The following is a 21,137-nucleotide window of genomic DNA, read 5'->3' as shown; positions in this document are numbered from 1 at the left end:
TACATGATTTCCCTGGGGATGTCAGCTGGATTGGCTGAAACTTTCCTCGGATATTCAGGCAAATGGCTGCAAATTATACTTGGCTGGGAGGGAGGGTTCAACGTGTGCCCGCAAGGGTTATTGCTGAAATTGTTTAAAACTTGTTGTCTCTAGCTAAACGGATGTCTTTTTGGATGTTTTTTAGCTGCCGAATCCAGGGTTTGGCGTGTTGCAGTGGTTCGGGTAATTGGGCCACAGCGTGAGTTGCACTGCGGTAGTCGGGGTAGAGGCCAAAGACCAGGCTGTGCCAATGCTTTCCCCGGTTTGTGCTCTGGTAATAAGCCAGTTTGGTGGAAGGCAAGTCATTTTGGTTGAGAAATTTATCAATGGTTCTTTTTTCGTATCCAGCTAATAGTTGCAGGGTAAAGGCATCGGGGTTTTGCTGCATCAACCATTGTTCACTATTGGGGAATCGCTTGTCCTCAGTCATTGGAGCTATTGAGATATTCTGAGCAATCTGTACCTGAGATCCTGTGGCCACAGTGGTGGAAAGGGTGGTTTCAGAGGTGTTCGTCGTAGAAAGGGCAGTATCTGTTTCAGAAGTATTAGACGTAGGAACGTTCGATGGAGAAACTTTTGATGCAGAAACTATAGTCGATGGAACGGCTTCGGCGTTTTGCGCCTTAGGCTCTTTGGGGGTTGCCGATTGGGGGCGTAGCGGTTGTACGGAAGATTTTGCTTGGGATAACTCCGGGGGATTGGGCGAGCGACTCAAATGGGACAGATACAAGGCATTGAGTTCATTTTGAAACAAAATGATCAGCAGTAAAATGATGAATACCAAAACTCCCACAGCGACCCCCAGAGTGCTTTTGCTGGATCCCTTTCTTTGCCCCAGTTTGGGTTTTACCCTGCGTTTTATGGGGGTCATCTCAAATAAAACACGATGAGCCAGGTCAACAATAACGCCGGGAAGGCCATCGGATTGCTTATAAAGCTTGGCAACGGCAGCATCGGTGAAGGTATTTTCGGAGTTGAGTCCGGCTACCTTGGTGCGATGTAACAGTAACCCTCGGGTATGTTGTTCCGTAAACGGCGGTAAATCGATCTTGCGGATATCACTTTGTTTGTGTTTTTCCATGTCGCTGGATGCAAACTGGATCTTAATCTGGGGTTCACAAAATAGTATGACCCGAATATTGGCTGCCGATTTGGCATTGTGAATCTTTGAGATACTGGTGAGTAGGCCCAGTGTGCGTGTTGTCAGAGTATGGGCATTGTCCACCACAACAACCACGGTTTGGGTTCCGGCCAGTTGCAATTCCAATTGGTGTGATAGTTTTTCAAATTTGGTACGTGTACTGTTATCCAGTGTGAAACCGAATCCCCTGGCGATATGTTGGATCATTCTATCGTTGTCCATCATAGGGTAGGCGTCGACAGAACAAATCTTCCAAGAATCGTGTGCCTTGTCCAGGAACTGATGCATCAGGGTGGTTTTGCCTATGCCCTCTGGGCCCGTAACCAATAACATTTCATTGCTGTATTGGGTCAAATGCATGAGGATATCCAGACGTTGAGTCCGCGAAGGCTCAGGGTAAATCATGTCCGCTTCATGCTTGGTGGAAAACGGGGCACGAGTCATGGCGTAGTGAGCCAAATAGGAGGGAGAATTGCGGTTGTCGTACTCAGGTTCACTCATAACTTACATTATATACACTAGTTTCAAAATGTTATATTTCATTATGCTTTGTTCCCCGGTAGAGAACAGTAATACAAATCTTCATCGGCGTTCCTGGCCTTGCACAAACACCACCGTATAGCCGCGGTTAATTTGTCGATCGCGGCAATCCTGCATGGCTTGTTCAGCTTCTTCCCAATGTTGAAAATGGCGCCTGCTCACCCGCCCCGACGACCCTTGCTGACCGGATTCGGTGACCAGAGTCCAGCCTTCGATCAAATCCTGCTGCAACCAGATATGATAGAAGCGCGGGGCTTTGTCCGGTTCGGCACGAGTTTGCAAATAGATGCGCATTTACCGGTCCTCGCCGCTGAATGTCCAGACGTCAAATCGTTTCCATGCCATATTCCCAATCCCTCGGTTTGGCGACCCACTTAAGTGAGGCGTGTGGGATGAAAGATACGCTGATGTTCATTGATAGCGTATCGGTCCGTCATTCCGGCAATATAGTCGGCAATGGCGCGAGCTTTACCGGCTTCGCCTGATTGAGCATTGAGTAGTACCACACTGGTTAAGGGTTCCGGTGGAAGTAGCTGGGTATCCTCCATAAAAGCGGAAAACAGGCTGCTGATGATATGGTTGGCTTTTTTGCTCATTCTATGAACACGGTAATGTCGGTAAAGGTTTTTACGTAAAAATTGTTTCAATTCAATCGTTTTTTCCTGCATGGTGGGGGAAAAACGAACAATTGGTTCATTGAGTTGCAAAAGTCGTTCCCGTGTTTCCAAGTTTCGGGTTTTTAATGCATTTTCCGTACAAACCAACAAGTCCGTGATTTGCGCGTTGATCATACGACGAATAATCTCATGAATCTTTCGTCGTTCGGAAATGTCGGGGTAGCGCCGGGAAACCTCCTCATATTGTTCCTGGAATAAGGAAACCGCTTGTAATTGCTCTATGCTTAACATTCCGGCACGCAGGCCATCGTCTACATCATGGTTGTTATAAGCAATTTCGTCAGCAATATTGGCGATTTGAGCTTCCAGCCCCGGTTGTCTTTTTTCCAAAAAACGCAGTCCTACGTCACCCAACTGTTTGGCGTTTTTGATAGAACAATGTTTCAGAATACCCTCCCGGGTTTCAAACGTCAGGTTTAGACCGTTAAATTCAGCGTATTTTTCTTCCAGTTCATCCACAATGCGTAGGGATTGCATATTATGTTCAAAACCACCGTATTCACGCATGCAGTGGTTGAGTGATTCTTGTCCGGCGTGACCAAAGGGTGTGTGTCCCAGGTCGTGGGCCAGGGCGATGCTTTCGGTTAGGTCTTCATTAATACGGAGCGCCCTGGCCAATGTTCGGCCGATTTGCGCCACTTCTATGGTATGAGTCAGGCGGGTACGAAACATGTCTCCTTCATGATTCACGAACACCTGGGTTTTGTACTCCAAGCGCCGAAAGGCCGCACAATGGACGATGCGGTCCCGGTCTCGTTGAAACTGGGAACGGTTATTGGGGCCGGGTTCCTCAAAACGCCGGCCACGTGTATTGGCGTCAGTGGCGGCCAGGGGTGAGTACTCGGCTGCTGTGTGCATGATCATGCTACCTTTTTCCGGGGAAACTGCTCCAAGGTTTGTTGCAGTAGTTCAGGTTTGTAATCGTTACTAACAAATGCCTGTCCCAGTTTATGCATCAGTATCAGGTTGATTTTTCCCTGTTTGACTTTTTTATCTATGGACATCAATTCCATAAAACGCTCACTCGATAGCGCCGGTGCGTGGACCGGAAGTCTGGATGCGATGAGGAGGTTCTCGATCCGGCTTACGTCGTTCTGATCCAGCCAGCCACTGCGCCGGGATAGGTCTGCCGCCATGAGCATACCAGTGGCGACCGCTTCGCCGTGCAGCCATTTACCATAGCCCATTCCCGATTCAATGGCGTGACCAAAGGTGTGGCCCAGATTCAGTAGAGCTCGCTGTCCGGCTTCACGCTCGTCAGCGGCAACCACTTCAGCTTTACAGCGGCAGGAGTACTCTATGGCTTCCGACAGAGTGTGAACATCACGTTGCAACAGGGCAGGCATGTTATTTTCCAGCCAGGAAAAAAATGCTTCATCGCGAATCAGTCCGTATTTAATCACCTCGGCCATGCCCGCACTGAGCTGTTTGTCATCCAGCGTGTTCAGAGTGCGGGTGTCGGCGATGACACAGCGGGGTTGGTAAAATGCACCGATCATGTTTTTGCCCAGTGGGTGGTTAACGCCGGTTTTACCGCCCACGGAGGAATCCACCTGCGCTAACAGGGTTGTGGGTATTTGCACAAAATGGACGCCGCGCTGGTAGGTGGCGGCTGCAAAACCGGTAATATCTCCCACTACACCGCCGCCCAAGGCCACCAAAGTGCATTGGCGATCGAAACGCCGGTTTAACAACGCATCATAGATGCGATTGATGCTGTCCAAAGTCTTATATTGTTCACCATCCGGCAAAATCACTTCCGCTGTCTGGTGCGCACTCAGGCCTTGTTTTACTTGTTCCAGGTATAGTGGTGCCACTGTTTCGTTGCTGACCAGCAGCACCTGCTCGCCGGGTATATGCTGGTTGAGTAATTCCGGTTGGGTTAGCAAGTCGTTGCCGATATAAATGGGGTAACTTCTGTCGCCCAGATCCACATTCAGGGTTTTCATAAGGCTTTTCACAAATCCTGGTTTTTTACAATTTTAATGATTCTATCCACAATTTTCCTAACAGGACAGGTATCCGTGGTAATAATTGAATTGGCTACTTCACAATACAGAGGTTCGCGTATTTGCATTAGTTCTTCCAGTTTTTGCCGCGGGTTATCTGTTTGCAGTAAGGGCCGGGAGCTGTCTCGGGAGGTCCGATTCAGCAAATGGTTGATGGAGGCTTTGAGATAAAACACATGCCCCCCTTGGCTTAGAGCGGTGCGGTTTTGCTCATCCAGAATGGCACCACCACCTGTGGCTAAAACAATGCGGTCCATTTGGCTTAGTTCTTGGATAACACTGCGTTCCCGCAAGCGAAAGCCTTGTTCCTGTTCCAGTTCAAAGATCAAAGGAATGGATGCTCCGGTGCGGCGCTCAATCTCTCGGTCGCTGTCGTAAAATTGGCGTTTGAGTTGTTTGGCCACCATGCGGCCGATGGTGGTTTTTCCTGCGCCCATGGGACCAACAAAAATAAGGTTTCGCGGCATTTTCCCGATCTTTAGTTAAAACGCCTATTTTGCCTGAGAAAAAATAAGATTGGGAGTGCGACTATAGAATGCATAAAAAAAGGGAGGATAATTCCTCCCTTTTTTTATGGTTGTTGCGTGTTTTTATTTGGCTTTCAGGTTTTCTTTGACGATTTTCGGGGTGACAAAAATCAGCAACTCTTCTTTGCTGTCCTGCGTATTGGTGTTGCGGAAAAACACTCCCAGGAAGGGGATATCACCGAAGAAGGGGACTCGTGTTATGGAGTCTACATTTCTTTCCACATATACCCCGCCTAGAACAATGGTATCACCATTGGCAACCAAAACTTTGGTAGATACTTCCTTGGTGGTGATCGCAGGGACACCGGCAAAGATTTCACCACTCAGGTCATCCTGGTTAACTTGCAGATCCAGAAAAATATTGTCATCCGGTGTAATTTGCGGCGTGACATCCAAAGACAGAACGGCCTCTTTAAAGGATACGGCTGCGGCACCGCTGGAAGAGGCTTCCGCATAGGCGATTTCCCGACCCTGTTTGATGGTCGCTTTTTGCTGGTCCGACGTAATAACTCGCGGATTGGAAATAATTTCACCGCGACCCTCAGTTTGTAGCGCGGACAATTCCAAATCGATCAACGCTTTCTGGCCCAGTACGGCAAAGGCAATTCGTCCTGGTGCGCCGGCGGCGGGTGAGGCCGGTAGGGCGACGTTGAGATTGGGTTGTACCACGTCTTGATTAATGATGGCGTTGTCCGCATCGGCAATGGTCGCCGATGTAGACGATCGGATTCGGTGTGGGTTGATCGCAGTGGCTCCCCAACGAACCCCCAGGTCACGAGCAAAGGTGTTGTTGGCGATGACGATACGCGAATCGATCAGAACCTGTCGCACCGGTACATCCAGTTTGGCTACCAGCTTACGCATTTCCTCTAATCGGTCAGCAGTATCTATGGCGATAATCGTGTTGGTACGCTGGTCTACAGAGGCGCTGCCGCGGTCTGACAATATGGAGTCTTTTTGCGATTTGATCAAAGTTGCCATGTCAGTGGCTTTAGCGTAGTTAACCTGAATCAACTCACTGCGCAGTGGTTCCAGTTTTTCGATTTGTTTACGCGCTTCCAGTTCGGCTTTTTCTCGTGTGGCAATTTCTTGGGCCGGGGCCACTAAAATAACATTACCGTTACGACGCATATCCAGGCCTTTGGACTTCAGAACAATGTCCAGGGCCTGATCCCAGGGTACATTGTTCAGTCGTAGGGTTACGTTGCCTTTTACCGAATCACTGGCAACCATGTTCAGGCGGGTAATATCTGCGATCAGATCCAATACGGCACGTACTTCGATGTCCTGAAAGTTCAGAGAGAGGCGCTCTCCGGAGAATTTGTCGCCTTCTTTGATGGTTTCTTCATCAACGACTTTCTCCGGTTTTTTCACTTCTACGGTGTAGACGTTGCCGGATTGGTAAGCCAGGTATTCATACTCTCCCAGCGCCGTAATGGCCAGACGTACCCGGTTACCGGAACGCGTAGTGTCTATAAACGCGACAGGCGTGGCGAAATCGGTGACATCCAGGCGTTGTTGCAGTTCTTGGGCAACGGTAGCATTACCGAAATCCACAAAAATTTGTCGGCCTGTTTCCCCGGTGCTGGCTGGAATATTGGAGTCGGATAAGGTAACGACAACCCGGCCCTCGCCTTTGGAGCCGCGGCGAAAATCGATATTTTTAATCAAGAAAACCGCATCATCTCCGGGAACGACCGTGGATGCTTGGGATTTGGCTGCGTTGGGAATGCTGGAAGCGGCTCGGCTGCCTGCCAGGGTAATAATAACGTTGCGACCGTCAATACTGGTTTCAAAAGGAACCAGCTGCACCAGGTTGAGGATGACCCGGGTGCGGTTACCGGCTTGTACTGCGGTAATACTTTTGGCGAAACCAATGCCAATATTCTTGTTTTTCCAGCCTAAGCCGCTGGATGTATTAGGAAAGTCCAAAGCGATTCGAGCTGGGTTGTTAATGGTGAAGCTGCCCGGTTCAACGGCTTGACCTGAGAATGAGATTTTGACTTGGACCTTATCGCCAGTGATGGAGCGAAACGAAATATTGGTCAACTGAGAGTTGGCAGCCAAGGCTAAGTTACTGAAGCCGAACAAAAAAATTGCCAATGCGGCGATTAATTTCGACTGACTAGAATTTAAAACCATTAGTTTGCACCTTTATTTACATTTGCGTTGCACGCAATGGCATTTATTGTTATTTCCATTTTACTCATTAACCGACTCTGGATTCCACTATTCCCGCAAACCTCTGCGAAATTATCAGTGACAATGGTCTTGTTTACTCCGCAACCGATATTATTGCTTGGCGTTTAACCCAGCCACCCAGCCCATCATCCACAATTTCCTGCAGTTCCACCTCGGCTTCAGTAATTCGAACAATTTTACCGTTGTCTTGTCCCATATATTCGTTTTTCTTGGTGCGAACCAGGGTGCCGTCCTGGGTTTGTATTAAGGCCCAGCGGATACCGTTTTTCTCAACACTGCCCACCATTTTCAAAGAATTAAGCGGGTAATCTTCCAAGGGAAAACGATCATGCTTGGGTACCGGGGGTGGTGTTTGCACGGGTTTATCCGGTCTCGCCACTATACGAATAATCGGAGTGTATGGATCCCGCAGTTCCGCTTCCAGGTAAATATAGGGCGGTGTTTGTTGCGGTTTTGGGATAGGTTCTATTTTTCCCGGCTTTCTGGCTTTAACTTCTTTGATATACGTATGCAGGTCAGAATTCTCCTCGCCTCCGCAAGCCGTTAAGCCAATGGCAATACCTATACTCAACAAAGTTCGTTTCATACGTTTCATGGCTGCAATCAATTCATTCTAATTTTTAGATTTGGTTTTTTTAGCTTTCTTAATTTCGTCTTTGTCCAGATAGCGATAGGTATTGGCTGTTACCGCCATGGCCAGACTGGTATTACCTGCAGCGCCTTTTACTTTTCCGTCCACGATACTAAAGTCATGGATGGTGACGATTCGAGGTAAAGCTGCAACACCGCTGACAAAATTTCCAAGCTGATGGTAAGATCCGGTGACCTTAAGGTTAATAGGGTATTCAGCATAAAATTCTTTGGGTGTTTCGCTGCCCGGTTTAAATAGGGTGAATGTCAGACCGCTTTCCACGCCAACGCGGGTGACATCTTCTAATAGAGCATCGATTTCGGTTTTACTGGGCAGCTTTAATAGCAAGGCGCCGAAGGACCGTTCCATCTCCTTCATTTGATCTTTGTAGGCTTGAAGATTGGCAGCTACAGCCTGTTTTTGTTCAAAGGTGGTTTTTAAGGTGCTTTCCTCAGCAATCGCCCGGTCCAGTTCAGCAACCTGTTCTTTGGTGTCAAACCAATAACCGGCAAATAGTATACCGATGCTCAATAGGGCAATAGCGCCCAATTTGGCGGGCAAAGGCCACATGCCAATATTGTTAAAGTCTAAATCATTGATGTCAGAAATGTTCATGACTTTTTCCCTGGGTTGCCAGTTTTGGCTTTATCCGCCTCTGTTTCCGGTGTTGCCTGTTCTAAAGCCAATTTGAATTTGCTGGAACCTTTGACGCTTTGGATAATCTCCAGCTTGGGATTGGTTAACCAGGCCGATGCGTCCAGATTGCGCATAAAAATGGAAACGCTGTCGTGGGAGTCTGCTTCACCTTCAAGGGCCAAACTTCTATTCTTACGGGATGTTCGGGTAAGGTGTACTCCTTTTGGAGTGGCTTTGGCGACTTCTTCCCATATGTGTACGATTTCCGGTCGGCTTGTTTGTAATTTCTGTATGACTTCCATGCGAGCTAACAATGCTTTTTTATCTGCTTTTAGTGATTTGATTTCACTGATTTGCTTGTCAACTTCAGCGATATTGGTTTTCAGAAATTCATTTCGCCCTTTTTGGCCTTCGATTAATCCTGCGTATTGCAAATGAATCAGCACCACCCCTAAAATCGCTATCATAGCACCGCCTGCCGCCATTGAAGCGAACTGCCTTTGTTTTTCTGCGCGCTGGGCTTCGCGCCAGGGTAGCAGATTAATATGTGGCATTAGTCAAAGCTCCTTAAGGCTAGTCCACAGGCAATCATGAGAGCCGGGGCGTCGTTATTAAGCGCCTGCGCTTTCACTCTGGGAGCCAGTGACATGTGGCTGAAAGGGTTCGCGATGGAGGTGCGAGAGCCGACCCGTTCTTCAATGAGTTCATCAACTCCGGGTATGGACGCACTGCCGCCGGCCAGGATGATGTGGTTAACAGAGTTATGGTGGCTGGAAGAGAAAAAGAACTGCAAGGAACGGCTGACCTGTTGAGCCATTGCTTCTTTAAAGGGCTCCAGAACTTCGGAAACATAATTGTCGGGTAAGCCCCCTTGGCGTTTGGCCATGCCGGCTTCCTCATAGGATAAACCGTAGCGTCTTTGAATTTCTTCTGTGAGTTGCTTGCCGCCAAATACTTGGTCGCGAGTGTATATGATCTTGCCATCATGGAGTACGCTCAATGTGGTCATCGTAGCACCCACATCGATGATGGCGACCGTATTATCGTCCAAACCACTGGGGATCTGGGATTGTAAAAGGTGAAAGCTGTTTTCTACAGTATAGGCTTCAATATCCACCACTTTGGCGGTGAGTCCGCCTAGCTCAACCGCTGCTACGCGAGAGTCGACGTTCTCACTGCGGGACGCTGCCAGTAGCACGTCGACGGTATCCGGGTTTTTGTCGTTGGGACCCAGTACTTCAAAATCCATGTTTATTTCTTCCAAGGAGTACGGAATGTACTGGTCCGCTTCCAGCTCTATCTGGCTGGCCATTTCATCATCACTCAAGTTGGGCATGGTAATGATTTTGGTGATCACAGATGAGCCGGCAACGGCCACTGCGGCTGTGCGAGTCCGGGTGCCCGAGCGTTTCACGGCCCGTTGTATGGCCTCTCCTATCGCCTCCACATCTGTGATATTCTTCTCCACCACAGAATTGGGCGGCAATGGCTCTGCTGCGTATGCCTCCACTCTGTAACCGTTGCTGCTCTGACTCAACTCCAACAATTTTACGGTTGTTGAACTGATGTCCAGTCCGACTAAAGCGGTTTTTTTAGGTGCAAATAATTGGAAGATACCCACACTACTTTTTCCTGTTTGGTTATTACCTACTCAGTAAAGAGGATAGTTAATTGCGTATATCGGTTAAATCTTCATCAAACTTAAGTGTTTGATTAAAAAACGATCAAGCCGAAGATTTTGCTAAACCACACAATAGAGTTGTCGATGTTATTGGAACTTTTACTGTTTGTCGATATCCACTTTAATTAACCAGATCACATTACGTGCCTAAAATGTTTGCAAAAGTCTTGAATTTGCGTGTCATGCTTTTCTTTAGCGGTGGTTCGGTATTGTTGGCCCTGCTAATGCTAGCCGGTATTTATTTGATAATTCTGCCGAAATTGCCCGATATAGAAAGCTTAAAAGATGTACAGTTGCAAGTGCCGCTTCGAGTTTATAGTCGCGATGAGCGTTTGATTGCCGAGTTTGGTGAAAAAAAGCGCAGTCCCATGGATATTGAAGATGCGCCTAAAACATTGATCAATGCCGTATTGGCGGCAGAGGATGATCGGTTTTTTGAACATCCCGGCGTGGATTACAAAGGAATGTTACGCGCGGTGTATTATCTGTTGCGTACCGGTGAAAAAGGGCAGGGTGGCAGTACCATTACCATGCAGGTAGCGCGAAACTTTTTTCTGAGCCGAGAGAAAACCTATTTACGCAAGCTCAACGAAATTTTATTGTCTTTCAAAATTGAGAATGAGCTGTCCAAAAACGAAATCCTGGAACTCTACATCAACAAAATTTATTTGGGTAACCGCTCTTATGGTTTTGGTGCGGCGGCGCAGGTGTATTACGGGAAATCGATTTACGAATTGAACGTGGCGCAAACCGCTATGATTGCCGGTTTGCCCAAAGCCCCATCCCGATTTAATCCGGTAGTCAATCCCAAACGCGCTTTACAAAGACGTAACTATATTTTGAATCGTATGCAGGCGCTGGGTTTTCTCGGCTATGACGAACACCAGGAAGCGCTGGCTTATGTGGATGATTCCGCCCTGCATAGTCTAAGTGAAGAAGTGTCAGCGCCTTACATTGCAGAAATGGTGCGTGCGGATATGTTTCAACGCTATGGGGATGAAGCTTATACCAAGGGGTATCGCGTATTTACCAGTATTACAGCGCGCTTGCAAACGCGTGCCAATGACGCCTTGCGCGCAGCCTTAATGCAATACGACGAGCGTCACGGTTATCGTGGCCCGGAAGCAAAAGTGGAGTTTACCGAAGCCAGTGTGGAGGAAGATTGGCGCGCCTTGTTGGCTCCGTATCGAGCTGCAAATGAAATGTTGCCGGCTTTGGTGGTGGAGATTAATGCCGAGCACGCCGTGGTTTACCAACCCAGTTACGGTCGTTTGCAACTGAACTGGGACAGTGTTTCCTGGGCCCGTCCCTGGTTGGGAGACGGTTTGGAGCCGGGTGTGGAACCCAAGTTTATTAGTGATGTGTTGTCTTTGGGGGATATTATTCGCATTGTTCATCGAGAAGACGATAGCTGGCATTTGGCGCAAATACCCAATGCAGAAGCGGCACTGGTGTCTTTATCGTCAAGAGATGGAGCCGTGATGGCATTGGTAGGGGGATTTGATTTCTCCAAAAGTAATTTTAATCGGGTTTTGCAGGCGGAGCGTCAGCCCGGTTCCAATCTCAAGCCTTTCACGTATTCAGCGGCTTTGGAAAAAGGCTATACCGCCGCCAGCGTTATTAATGATGCACCGGTGGTCTTTGAGGATGCAGGGTTGGAGAGTACTTGGCGGCCTGAAAACTACAGTGGCAAGGTTTTTGGTCCTACCCGATTTCGAGAGGCGCTGGTAGCGTCCCGTAATCTGGTGTCCATCCGCATACTGCGTTCTATAGGTATTTCCTATGCTATTGAATATTTGGAGAAATTTGGTTTCAATGCGGAGAAATTGCCGCGTGATTTGTCGCTGGCCCTGGGCAGTGCCGCCATAACGCCCATGGAATTGGTTACGGGCTACGCTAGCTTCGCCAATGGCGGCTATAAAATTGAGCCCTACTTTATTGATCGTATAGAAAATGACGAAGGCGAAGTGGTGTATCGTGCTGATCCTATGGTTGTGTGTGAAGAATGTCCTGAAACTTTGGAGGTCCAGCCTATAGAGCCCGCCTTAACGGTCGTGGAGAACGAGATTTTAGAATCGGAAAACACTCAACCCGTGGTTTTTAAGGTCAGTCAGGAAGACGGAGCTCTGGAACCGCAACTGGATACCGTGTCTCAGGAGAAAAAAATAAAACCGGCTCCACGCATTATAACACCTCAAAATGTATACATTATGACCAGTGTGATGCGCGATGTAATTCAAAGGGGTACCGGTATTCGGGCGAAAAGCCTGGAGCGTAACGATATTGCCGGAAAGACAGGAACGACCAATGATCAACGCGATGCTTGGTTTTCCGGATTTAGTCCCGATGTGGTGGCTACGGCTTGGGTAGGTTTTGATACTCCTAAACCGCTGGGGGATAGAGAAACAGGTGGTAAGGCGGCGTTGCCTATGTGGATTCACTATATGGAAGAAGCACTAAAAGATTTGCCTGATCATCCGGCGAAAATGCCGGCCGGATTGGTTACCGTCAAAGTGGATAAGGAAACCGGACTGTTAACCGGTCCCGGTAGTGACGGTATTTTCGAAGTTTTTCGGGAAGAATTTGTACCCACAGGCACGGACGATGCGGGCCCGGCTGCATCAGGCACTACCGCGGGGACAGTAGAGGAAGCGCCTGAGATTTTTTAAAGTAAGGCGTTAAGCTTGAGCTGCCGACAGGAACTGGCGCCGGCTCGCGCTTGGGGTTGCCCCTACTTCGGTGACAGGGAGAAGTTCATGCTGTTATCCGCTTCCGCGTCTTCGCTCAAAGAAAAGCTGGTGCCTGCGTCATCAGCAGATTTGCCTTCAGAAAGACTGATTTTGAGACGTAGATTGTTTTGCGAATCGGCATTTCTCAAAGCCTCGTCCTGAGAGATTTTTCCTTGTTTGAACAACTCGAATAGAGCTCCATCAAAGGTTTGCATACCGATGTTGACGGATTTTTCCATGACTTCTTTGATTTTGTGGATCTGACCTTTAATTACCAAATCACATACCAACGGTGTTCCCAGCAGCACTTCCACAGCCACGCAGCGTTTGCCGTCCAGGGTGGGAATAAGGCGTTGTGATATAAAGGCGCGCAGATTCAGGGATAAGTCCATAAGTAATTGATTGCGTCGGTCTTCCGGGAAAAAGTTAATGATTCGATCCAAAGCTTGGTTGGCGTTATTGGCATGCAGTGTGGAAATAGCCAAATGCCCGGTTTCGGCAAAGGATATGGCGTGTTCCATAGTTTCCCTGTCACGAATCTCACCGATGAGTATAACGTCGGGAGCCTGACGCAACGTATTCTTCAAGGCATCTTCATAGGAATCTGTGTCCACACCGACTTCGCGTTGATTGACGATGGATTTTTTGTGATGGTGAATAAATTCGATGGGATCTTCAATGGTAATAATATGTCCCGTACTGTTGGCGTTACGAAAATCGATTAGCGATGCCAGGGATGTGGACTTACCCGAACCCGTGCCCCCCACAAATAAAATCAAACCGCGTTTTTGCATGATGATTTTTTTCAAAATAGGGGGGAGTTGCAATTGTTCCGCAGTAGGGATTTCCGTTTTGATGTTACGTATAACCATGGCGGTCTGGTTGCGCTGCTGGAATATATTGACACGAAATCGCCCTACGCCGGTCTGGGAATGCGCCAGATTCATTTCCGGAGATTCCTCGAATTCCGCAATCTGTTCATCGTTCATCAGCTCATAGGCCAGTTCCTTGACCCGGCCCGCCGGCAAGCTGGCTTTTTCCAGCGGCTTAAGAAACCCTTGGATTTTCGCGCTGACGGGGGCTCCGGTGGTAAAAAATAGGTCCGAGGCGTCATATTTGACCATTAGCTTGAGATATTCGGGCATCTCCATCGAGGCTGTCTCCGTAAGGCTTTGAATTGTTGCAACAAAACGTAGTATTTCAGCTTATAGATCGGTTCCGGGGCGGGTTTCTTTAGGCTACTTCAATGAATATGAGATCCAATGCAAGTCATGGACCTGACTTAATAGAGGGTTGTTGGAAAAAAGTAAAAGCTATGTGGCGTTCTGTTAAGAGTGATTGAAACCTTGGCTATGCATAGGAGCCTCATCCTGTAATAATGTGGCTTATGCAAGAAAGCTCAAACTGGCGCAGCCTCTTACAAGCGTCCCTGGATTCACTCCCCCAAGTCCTGCTGGAGCGGGTTACGGTATTTTTGGATAAATATTCAGGGTATTTTCCGCAAGACCCACGTATTTGCGACACCCTGGCTAAGGTGTGGGCGTGTAGCGATTTTGTGGCCAACAATTGTGTGCGTCACCCTCATGTATTTCGGGATCTTGTGGAATCCGGCGACCTGTTCCGTACGTATGATATCGCTGGTCATTCTCTGTGGCCGAAAACAACTTCTGTTGCGCCCGATGAATTAAATACCTTTGTGCGTCAATTGCGGCGCCGCGAAATGTTGCGCATCGCCTGGCGGGATATCGCAGGCTGGGCGGGGTTAGAGGAAACCATGGCGGATATGTCGCGGCTTGCAGCAGTTTTGTTGGAGCGGACTCTACACTGTTTGACCGCAGAGCTTGTGAATGACTTGGGGCAGCCCTCTGACGAGCAGGGTGAGCCGGTGCAACTGGCTATTATCGCGATGGGTAAGTTGGGAGCGGGGGAGCTTAATTTTTCTTCAGACATTGATTTGATCTTTGCCTACGCCGAGGACGGTGAAACCCAAGGTGGGAGGCGCAGTATCAGTCACCAGGACTTTTTTACCCGTTTGGGGCGCAAACTGATTGCGGCTTTGGATCAAGCCACCGGCGATGGTTTTGCTTTTCGCGTAGACATGCGCTTACGGCCCTTCGGGGATAGTGGTGCTTTGGCGCTTAGCTTTGATGCGATGGAGCATTATTATCAAATACATGGACGTGAATGGGAGCGCTATGCCATGGTGAAGGCGGGGGCTATCGGTGCTGCGGCACAACCCATTCTTGAGCGCTTGCGACCTTTCGTCTATCGGCGCTATTTAGATTTTAGTGCCTATGATTCCCTGCGTGATATGAAGCACCGCATTAGCGCCGAAATGGCACGCAAGGGCATGTCGGATAATGTAAAGTTGGGTCCCGGCGGCATTCGCGAAATTGAATTCATTGCTCAGGCCTTTCAGCTTATACGCGGTGGACGGGATGTGGACCTGCAAGAAAAGCAATTGCTTAAAGTGTTGTCCTTGTTGGCGCAAAAGGCTTTGTTGCCTGAGTTCGTGGTCAATGAGTTGATTCGTGCTTATCATTTTCTACGTACTGCCGAGCACCATATCCAAGAATTTGCTGACCAGCAAACGCATTTGTTACCCCGCGCAGAGCCGGGGAGAACGGTCTTGGCGTATAGTATGGGATTTACTCATTGGCATGAGTTTGAGCAGGTATTGAACGCTCATCGTCGCAAAGTCCATTCCCACTTCGAACAGGTGTTTGAGGCGCCCCAAGTGGAGCATGCCAAAACGGAGGACCACGGATTTAGTGACGTTTGGCTGGGGCTCTTGGATGATGCTCATGCCTGTGGGGTTTTGAATGAGGCGGGATACGATCCTTCGCAGCAAACTTTGAGCGACTTAAAGGCGGTGCGTCAATCTTCGCGTTATGGTTCCTTACCCGAATCCGGTCGCCGGCGAATGGACCAACTGATCCCCTTGTTGTTGGGTGCGGTGGCCGTGGTGGAGCAACCCGGTGTTGTGCTAAAGCGCTTGCTGCAATTAGTGGAGACGGTGTCTCGCCGCACCAGCTATCTGGCCTTGTTGGTGGAAAACCCCATGGCTTTGTCCCAATTGGTAAAACTATGCGCCGTAAGTCCATGGATCAATAAGCAGTTAACACAGCAACCTATTCTGTTGGATGAGCTGCTGGATCCGCGAACCCTGTATCGTCCTCCAAACCGACATCAGTTACGCCAGGATCTGGATCAGCGCATGCAAGGTATAGATCGGGATGATCTGGAACGGCAAATGGATGGGTTGCGCCATTTTAAACAAGCAAATGTGTTGCGGGTTGCGGCGGCGGATATATCCGGCGCGGTCCCTTTAATGATTGTAAGTGATCATTTGACCGATATTGCCGAATTGGTTTTAGCCAGGGCTTTGGATCTGGCTTGGAACTATATGTTGCAGCGTCATGGCAAGCCGGAGAACACGGGCGCGAATGCGCCGGATTGCGGTTTTGCAGTGGTAGCCTATGGCAAATTAGGCGGTATCGAGTTGGGCTATGGTTCGGATCTGGATCTGGTTTTTTTATATCAGGGTAGTCAGAACGGTGAAACGGATGGCGCCAAGCCCTTGGCCAATGCGGTGTTCTATTCCCGCTTGGGGCAACGTATGATCCATTTGCTTACTTCCATGACGTCCGCCGGCATACTGTATGATGTGGATATGCGTCTGCGTCCCAGTGGAGCCTCTGGTTTGTTGGTTACCCATGTGGACAGTTTTAAAGACTATCAGCTCAATAAAGCGTGGACTTGGGAGCATCAGGCCTTAGTCCGTGCCCGGACAGTGGCAGGCGATGCACAGGTGGTGCAGCAGTTTGAGGAGTCTCGGCGTCAGGTCTTGGGTAAAATCCGTAATGACGACCAGGTTAAAGCCGAAGTACGAGATATGCGTGAGCGCATGCGCAAAGAGCTGGATGTATCCAAGAATGGGGAATTTGATCTGAAACAGGGTTTAGGTGGTATCGCCGACATTGAATTTATGGTCCAATACGCAGTTTTAGCTCATGCGAGCGAGCATCCCGATTTGATGCGTTTTTCAGACAATATCCGTGTGTTATTGGCCATGGAACGCGCAGGGATTATAAATGAGGAAACCGGCCGATTATTGGCTGAAACCTATAAATTATTTCGGTCCAATATACACCGCTGTACCCTGAGGGAGGTGCCGGTGCTATCCTCAGACCCGGAAATACTGGCCGCAGGGCAAAAAATTCATGAGATCTGGCGCACCGTTATGGGGGCGCAGTAAACAACATAGATTGTTGGAGGAGAGAGTAGTATGTCGATGGATGACCGTGATGGCGTCATCTGGTTTGATGGTGAGTTGGTCCCCTGGCGGGAGGCAAAAGTCCATGTGTTAACACACACCCTGCATTACGGAATGGGCGTGTTTGAAGGCGTACGGGCATATCATGCGGAAAAAGGCACCGCAATTTTTCGCTTACAGGAGCACACCAATCGCCTGCTGCGTTCAGCGCACATTATGAATATGCAAGCGCCTTTTGATGCGCAGACCTTAAATGAAGCCCATAGAACTGTTGTACGAGAGAATAATTTGGATAGTGCCTACATTCGGCCAATGTTTTTTTACGGTTCGGAAGGTATGGGATTACGCGCCGACAATTTAAAGGTTCACGCTATCATTGCGGCGTGGTCCTGGGGTACCTATTTGGGTGCAGACGCTGTGGAGAAGGGCATTCGTATTCGTACTTCCTCATTCACGCGGCATCACGTGAACATCAGTATGTGTAAGGCCAAAGCCAACGGCCACTATATCAACTCCATGCTGGCTTTACAGGAAGCCTTAAGTTGCGGTTACGACGAAGCCTTGCTGTTGGATGTGGATGGCTATGTGGCAGAGGGTAGCGGCGAAAACATTTTTATTGTCCGCGACGGCGTGATCTATACACCGGAATTAACTTCTGCGCTGGAAGGTATCACTCGCGATACTATTTTGAAATTGGCGAATGAGTTGGGTTATGAGGTTCGGGAAAAGCGCATTACCCGAGATGAGGTCTATGTAGCTGATGAAGCCTTTTTTACCGGTACAGCCGCAGAAGTGACTCCTATACGTGAACTGGATAATCGTGCCATCGGCACCGGTGGGCGCGGGCCGGTAACGGAAAAACTGCAAACCCGATATTTTGACCTGGTTCACGGGCGTAACTTAAAGCCGCAAGACGAAGCCTGGTTAACGTACGTACGTGACTAAAAAGAATACTTGGAAAACTTTGCTAAATTGCCAACGGTGACGAATATGGATAAAAACAGCAATACCATCGAAGCAAACGCCGAAAATCGCTATGAAGTAACCCGGGCGGATCTGCCTCTGCATTGCCCTATGGATGGCATGAGCTTATGGAATTCGCATCCACGCGTGTATTTGCCGGTGGAGGATACCGGTAAGGCCAAGTGCCCTTATTGTGGCGCAGACTATGTGTTGAAGTGATGCAGCTGGAATCGGCGTTTCCCAAGGAGAATTAAGGCTGGTGTTAACAGAAACAGCTGCCCCGGAATGGTTGCGCCGAACAGTCCTATTGCTGGTTTTTTTGTTTCCGCTGCTTGCCGTCAGTGTTAAAAACGGCGGCAGTGTTGTTTATGCGCTGTTATTTATTCTAAGCCTGGGATCGCTCAGTAATACTCGCCAAATTTGGGCGCAATTGGACCCATGGGAACAACGCTTTTTGCTGGGTTTGGTTTTATTTTTTATCTGGTTGCTGATTACCCTGATCAATACGGACGATTTTTCCAGTGCCGGACGCAAACTGGAACGGTTTGTCCGGCTGTTGATGCTGATTCCTATCTATGTGATGTTGCGCCGTTTCGGTCTGAATCTGGTCAACACCTTTATACTGGGTGCCGTGGCCGGTTGTTTCCTGTTGTTGGGACAATCCTTGGTTTTTCATTTGGTGATGGGACATCCGGTGGTAAACGGCGTGTACCACAAAATAGTGTTGGGTGATACAGCCGTACTGTTGGCGGCACTGGTCACCGCCGCATTGTTGCTCCAGCCCCATGAAAAATGGCAGTACTTGCTGGGGGTATTGGCGGCAGTTGCCGGTTTATATGTGTCGGTGCTGTCCCAAACTCGAGGTGCGTGGTTGCTGCTTCCGGTACTGATAGTGTTGTGGATCTGGTTGTATCGTTCCAAGATCACGGCCAAAACTCTGGTTACCGTGTTGGGCCTGGTTCTGGTCGCTGTTACGGCATTGGCGATTTGGACGCAGGCATCGGTTTCGCGAGGAATAGAGGCAGGAATTAACGATTTGAAGGTGTATCAAAAAGATCCGTCGGTAGAGACCTCACTAGGCGCACGTCTGAATATGTGGCGGGATAGCCTGACTTTATTTAAACAGAATCCCATCCTGGGGGCGGGGCTCGGCGATTTTAAGCGGGATCGTTTGGAGTTGATGGATCAGGGTAAAGCCATTCCAGCTTACGGTTATGGGCATGCCCACAGTATTTATTTCCATGCCCTGGCAACATCGGGATTGATCGGTTTATTGATTCTCTTGCTCAGCATCATCGGGTTGCCATTTTGGGTGTTTTATCGCGGTTGGCGTCAAGCTCAGGATGGAGATGCCCGGCTGGCAGCCTTTGGTGGCCTCACGGTGGTGGTCGCTTTTGCCGTGTTTGGTTTGAGTGAAGGCTGGCTGGCTCGCAACCCGTTTATGAATATCTATGCAGTGACCTTATTAGTGTTTATGAGCAGCTTGTATGCGGGTGAGAATTGCTCTGAAGATGGCAGGGGCGAAGCGGCCCAATCCTAGCTTAGGATTCCTGTGTTATGATTACCCGGATTTGATTAGTCAAAAAGGTTTAACCCCATGAAACCTAACATTCCTGAATTTACCACTGCCAAGGTGTTGGTGGTGGGCGACTTAATGTTGGATCGCTATTGGCACGGTAACACCTCACGCATCTCGCCTGAAGCGCCGGTGCCTGTCGTGCATGTGGGCGAAATCGAAGAGCGTCCCGGTGGTGCCGGTAACGTGGCTTTGAATATTTGCCGCCTGGGGGCGCAAGCGAGTGTGATCGGCCTAACCGGTGATGATGATGCGGCTACGTCCCTGCAAACCAAGTTGACCGCGTCCGGTGTCCATTGTGAGTTGGAACGTTTGGCAGGTTATGCCACGGTGACTAAATTACGCATCGTTTCACGTCACCAACAATTAATTCGGCTGGATTTTGAAGACGGTTTTTGCGGCTTTGATTCGCAGGTTTTGTTGCAGCGGTTTCGTGCCATGTTGCCCCAATTCAAGGTGGTGGTATTGTCCGATTACGGCAAGGGCAGCTTGGTGGGCGTGCAAGAACTAATAAAAGAAGCTCGCGCTGCAGGTAAAACTGTAATCATTGACCCCAAAGGCAAAGACTTCAGCAAGTATCGAGGGGCCTCCGTGTTAACCCCAAATTTGTCGGAATTTGAAACCATAGTCGGCGTGTGTGCCAATGATGTGGAATTGGAACAAAAAGGTCAGGCTCTATTGCACCAGTTGGATCTGGAAGCCTTGCTGGTGACCCGCAGTGAAAAAGGAATGAGTCTGATTCGCCGAGATCAGCCCGCTGTGCATATTCCCACCCAAGCACGGGAAGTGTTTGATGTTACCGGTGCGGGGGATACCGTCATTTCGGTATTGGCGGCCTCGTTAGCCGCTGAGCGTGAAATGGAAGAAGCTATGGCACTGGCCAATCTGGCAGCGGGTGTCGTTGTGGGTAAATTGGGAACGGCAACAGTCAGTGTGCCGGAGTTACGTCATGCGTTGCGTGAGCAGGATGAAATCCAAAGAGGTGTTGTCACCGAAGAACTGCTGGTGGAGTTGGTGGAAGAAGCACGAGCTCACGGTGAAACCATTGTCATGACCAATGGTTGTTTCGATATTCTCCATGCCGGTCATGTGACGTATCTGGAGCAGGCGCGGCAGTTGGGTGATCGGTTGATTGTGGCGGTGAATGACGATGCGTCGGTGAAACGATTAAAAGGTGAAGAACGTCCGGTTAATACCATGGAGCGCCGCATGCGTTTGTTGGGTGCTCTGCAATGCGTGGACTGGGTAGTGCCCTTTTATGAGGATACCCCTACTCGTGTTATTTGTCGTGTGCTTCCCGATCTGCTGGTGAAGGGTGGAGATAACGACCCGAATAATATTCCGGGGGGTGATTGTGTCCGCCGGGCCGGGGGGCGAGTAGAAGTAATGACGTATGTGGACAAAGTATCCACCACCGGCTTGATCAGCGAAATCCGACGTTCCGATTCTGCGGCCAAAACTTCAAACAAATCCGGTGCTGCAAACAAAAATAAGCCCGACGAAAACTGAA

Annotated in this window: 17 protein-coding genes; 6 read left to right on the top strand and 11 right to left on the bottom strand. The window is 49.1% G+C overall.

Going from position 1 to position 21,137, the window contains the following annotated elements; genetic code table 11:
* Positions 1 to 133 precede the first annotated feature (133 nt).
* From OEY58_01340 to OEY58_01295, 10 genes are all read right to left on the bottom strand, one after another.
* The gene (locus tag OEY58_01340; protein ID MDH5324088.1) at positions 134 to 1,681 is read right to left on the bottom strand and encodes an AAA family ATPase; all 1,548 of its coding nucleotides are present in this window, start codon (positions 1,679 to 1,681) and stop codon (positions 134 to 136) included.
* Positions 1,682 to 1,762: 81 nt separating this feature from the next.
* Complete coding sequence (locus tag OEY58_01335; protein ID MDH5324087.1) at positions 1,763 to 2,014, bottom strand: WGR domain-containing protein; 252 nt, start codon at positions 2,012 to 2,014, stop codon at positions 1,763 to 1,765.
* Between the two features lie 80 nt (positions 2,015 to 2,094).
* Positions 2,095 to 3,255, bottom strand: coding sequence for a deoxyguanosinetriphosphate triphosphohydrolase (locus OEY58_01330; protein MDH5324086.1), 1,161 nt, complete (start codon positions 3,253 to 3,255; stop codon positions 2,095 to 2,097).
* A 2-nt stretch (positions 3,256 to 3,257) separates the two neighbouring features.
* Positions 3,258 to 4,346 carry a 3-dehydroquinate synthase gene (aroB, locus tag OEY58_01325; GenBank protein ID MDH5324085.1) on the bottom strand — a complete coding sequence of 363 codons (1,089 nt, stop codon included), beginning with the start codon at positions 4,344 to 4,346 and terminating at the stop codon, positions 3,258 to 3,260.
* A gap of 8 nt (positions 4,347 to 4,354) precedes the next feature.
* Positions 4,355 to 4,873 (bottom strand): shikimate kinase AroK, encoded by a 519-nt coding sequence (aroK, locus tag OEY58_01320; GenBank protein ID MDH5324084.1) that lies wholly within the window; start codon positions 4,871 to 4,873, stop codon positions 4,355 to 4,357.
* A 123-nt stretch (positions 4,874 to 4,996) separates the two neighbouring features.
* On the bottom strand, positions 4,997 to 7,075 hold the full coding sequence (locus tag OEY58_01315; protein ID MDH5324083.1) for a type IV pilus secretin PilQ: 2,079 nt from the start codon (positions 7,073 to 7,075) through the stop codon (positions 4,997 to 4,999).
* A 133-nt stretch (positions 7,076 to 7,208) separates the two neighbouring features.
* Positions 7,209 to 7,730, bottom strand: a complete 522-nt coding sequence (locus OEY58_01310) for a pilus assembly protein PilP (GenBank protein MDH5324082.1) — start codon at positions 7,728 to 7,730, stop codon at positions 7,209 to 7,211.
* Between the two features lie 18 nt (positions 7,731 to 7,748).
* Positions 7,749 to 8,381 carry a type 4a pilus biogenesis protein PilO gene (pilO, locus tag OEY58_01305; protein MDH5324081.1) on the bottom strand — a complete coding sequence of 211 codons (633 nt, stop codon included), beginning with the start codon at positions 8,379 to 8,381 and terminating at the stop codon, positions 7,749 to 7,751.
* A complete protein-coding gene (locus OEY58_01300) occupies positions 8,378 to 8,956 on the bottom strand; it encodes a PilN domain-containing protein (GenBank protein MDH5324080.1) in 579 nt (192 codons plus the stop codon). Before OEY58_01300 ends, pilO begins: the two co-directional genes overlap by 4 nt.
* Positions 8,956 to 10,017 (bottom strand): pilus assembly protein PilM, encoded by a 1,062-nt coding sequence (locus tag OEY58_01295; GenBank protein ID MDH5324079.1) that lies wholly within the window; start codon positions 10,015 to 10,017, stop codon positions 8,956 to 8,958. The genes OEY58_01300 and OEY58_01295 overlap by 1 nt, the downstream gene beginning before the upstream one ends.
* A gap of 218 nt (positions 10,018 to 10,235) precedes the next feature.
* On the opposite strand from OEY58_01295, the gene OEY58_01290 reads away from it, so the two are divergent.
* Positions 10,236 to 12,752: a penicillin-binding protein 1A gene (locus OEY58_01290; GenBank protein ID MDH5324078.1), complete on the top strand. Its 2,517-nt coding sequence runs from the start codon at positions 10,236 to 10,238 to the stop codon at positions 12,750 to 12,752.
* Positions 12,753 to 12,814: 62 nt separating this feature from the next.
* On the opposite strand, the gene OEY58_01285 is transcribed toward OEY58_01290, so the two are convergent.
* The gene (locus OEY58_01285; GenBank protein MDH5324077.1) at positions 12,815 to 13,963 is read right to left on the bottom strand and encodes a PilT/PilU family type 4a pilus ATPase; all 1,149 of its coding nucleotides are present in this window, start codon (positions 13,961 to 13,963) and stop codon (positions 12,815 to 12,817) included.
* Positions 13,964 to 14,199: 236 nt separating this feature from the next.
* On the opposite strand from OEY58_01285, the gene glnE reads away from it, so the two are divergent.
* From glnE to hldE, 5 genes are read left to right on the top strand one after another with little or no spacing between them, the layout of a single operon-like run.
* Positions 14,200 to 17,070: a bifunctional [glutamate--ammonia ligase]-adenylyl-L-tyrosine phosphorylase/[glutamate--ammonia-ligase] adenylyltransferase gene (gene glnE, locus OEY58_01280; GenBank protein MDH5324076.1), complete on the top strand. Its 2,871-nt coding sequence runs from the start codon at positions 14,200 to 14,202 to the stop codon at positions 17,068 to 17,070.
* A 30-nt stretch (positions 17,071 to 17,100) separates the two neighbouring features.
* Complete coding sequence (locus tag OEY58_01275) at positions 17,101 to 18,033, top strand: branched-chain amino acid transaminase (GenBank protein ID MDH5324075.1); 933 nt, start codon at positions 17,101 to 17,103, stop codon at positions 18,031 to 18,033.
* 45 nt (positions 18,034 to 18,078) lie between these two features.
* Positions 18,079 to 18,270 carry a zinc-finger domain-containing protein gene (locus OEY58_01270; GenBank protein MDH5324074.1) on the top strand — a complete coding sequence of 64 codons (192 nt, stop codon included), beginning with the start codon at positions 18,079 to 18,081 and terminating at the stop codon, positions 18,268 to 18,270.
* Between the two features lie 40 nt (positions 18,271 to 18,310).
* Positions 18,311 to 19,591 (top strand): O-antigen ligase family protein, encoded by a 1,281-nt coding sequence (locus tag OEY58_01265; protein ID MDH5324073.1) that lies wholly within the window; start codon positions 18,311 to 18,313, stop codon positions 19,589 to 19,591.
* A 57-nt stretch (positions 19,592 to 19,648) separates the two neighbouring features.
* Positions 19,649 to 21,136: a bifunctional D-glycero-beta-D-manno-heptose-7-phosphate kinase/D-glycero-beta-D-manno-heptose 1-phosphate adenylyltransferase HldE gene (hldE, locus tag OEY58_01260; protein MDH5324072.1), complete on the top strand. Its 1,488-nt coding sequence runs from the start codon at positions 19,649 to 19,651 to the stop codon at positions 21,134 to 21,136.
* Position 21,137 lies beyond the last annotated feature (1 nt).

The organism is Gammaproteobacteria bacterium (assembly GCA_029882975.1).
Taxonomy (GTDB): domain Bacteria; phylum Pseudomonadota; class Gammaproteobacteria; order SZUA-152; family SZUA-152; genus JAJDNG01.
This window is presented reverse-complemented; position numbering and strand designations above follow the sequence as displayed.

Excerpts from the sequence above, each read along its gene's own strand:
- OEY58_01285 (MDH5324077.1), bottom strand. The coding sequence starts at position 13,963 with ATGGAGATGCCCGAATATCTCAAGCTAATGGTCAAATATGACGCCTCG.
- hldE (MDH5324072.1), top strand. The coding sequence starts at position 19,649 with ATGAAACCTAACATTCCTGAATTTACCACTGCCAAGGTGTTGGTGGTG.
- OEY58_01300 (MDH5324080.1), bottom strand. The coding sequence starts at position 8,956 with ATGCCACATATTAATCTGCTACCCTGGCGCGAAGCCCAGCGCGCAGAA.
- OEY58_01335 (MDH5324087.1), bottom strand. The coding sequence starts at position 2,014 with ATGCGCATCTATTTGCAAACTCGTGCCGAACCGGACAAAGCCCCGCGC.
- OEY58_01330 (MDH5324086.1), bottom strand. The coding sequence starts at position 3,255 with ATGCACACAGCAGCCGAGTACTCACCCCTGGCCGCCACTGACGCCAAT.
- glnE (MDH5324076.1), top strand. The coding sequence starts at position 14,200 with ATGCAAGAAAGCTCAAACTGGCGCAGCCTCTTACAAGCGTCCCTGGAT.
- aroB (MDH5324085.1), bottom strand. The coding sequence starts at position 4,346 with ATGAAAACCCTGAATGTGGATCTGGGCGACAGAAGTTACCCCATTTAT.
- OEY58_01310 (MDH5324082.1), bottom strand. The coding sequence starts at position 7,730 with ATGAAACGTATGAAACGAACTTTGTTGAGTATAGGTATTGCCATTGGC.
- OEY58_01315 (MDH5324083.1), bottom strand. The coding sequence starts at position 7,075 with ATGGTTTTAAATTCTAGTCAGTCGAAATTAATCGCCGCATTGGCAATT.
- OEY58_01290 (MDH5324078.1), top strand. The coding sequence starts at position 10,236 with ATGTTTGCAAAAGTCTTGAATTTGCGTGTCATGCTTTTCTTTAGCGGT.
- OEY58_01270 (MDH5324074.1), top strand. The coding sequence starts at position 18,079 with ATGGATAAAAACAGCAATACCATCGAAGCAAACGCCGAAAATCGCTAT.
- aroK (MDH5324084.1), bottom strand. The coding sequence starts at position 4,873 with ATGCCGCGAAACCTTATTTTTGTTGGTCCCATGGGCGCAGGAAAAACC.
- pilO (MDH5324081.1), bottom strand. The coding sequence starts at position 8,381 with ATGAACATTTCTGACATCAATGATTTAGACTTTAACAATATTGGCATG.
- OEY58_01340 (MDH5324088.1), bottom strand. The coding sequence starts at position 1,681 with ATGAGTGAACCTGAGTACGACAACCGCAATTCTCCCTCCTATTTGGCT.
- OEY58_01275 (MDH5324075.1), top strand. The coding sequence starts at position 17,101 with ATGTCGATGGATGACCGTGATGGCGTCATCTGGTTTGATGGTGAGTTG.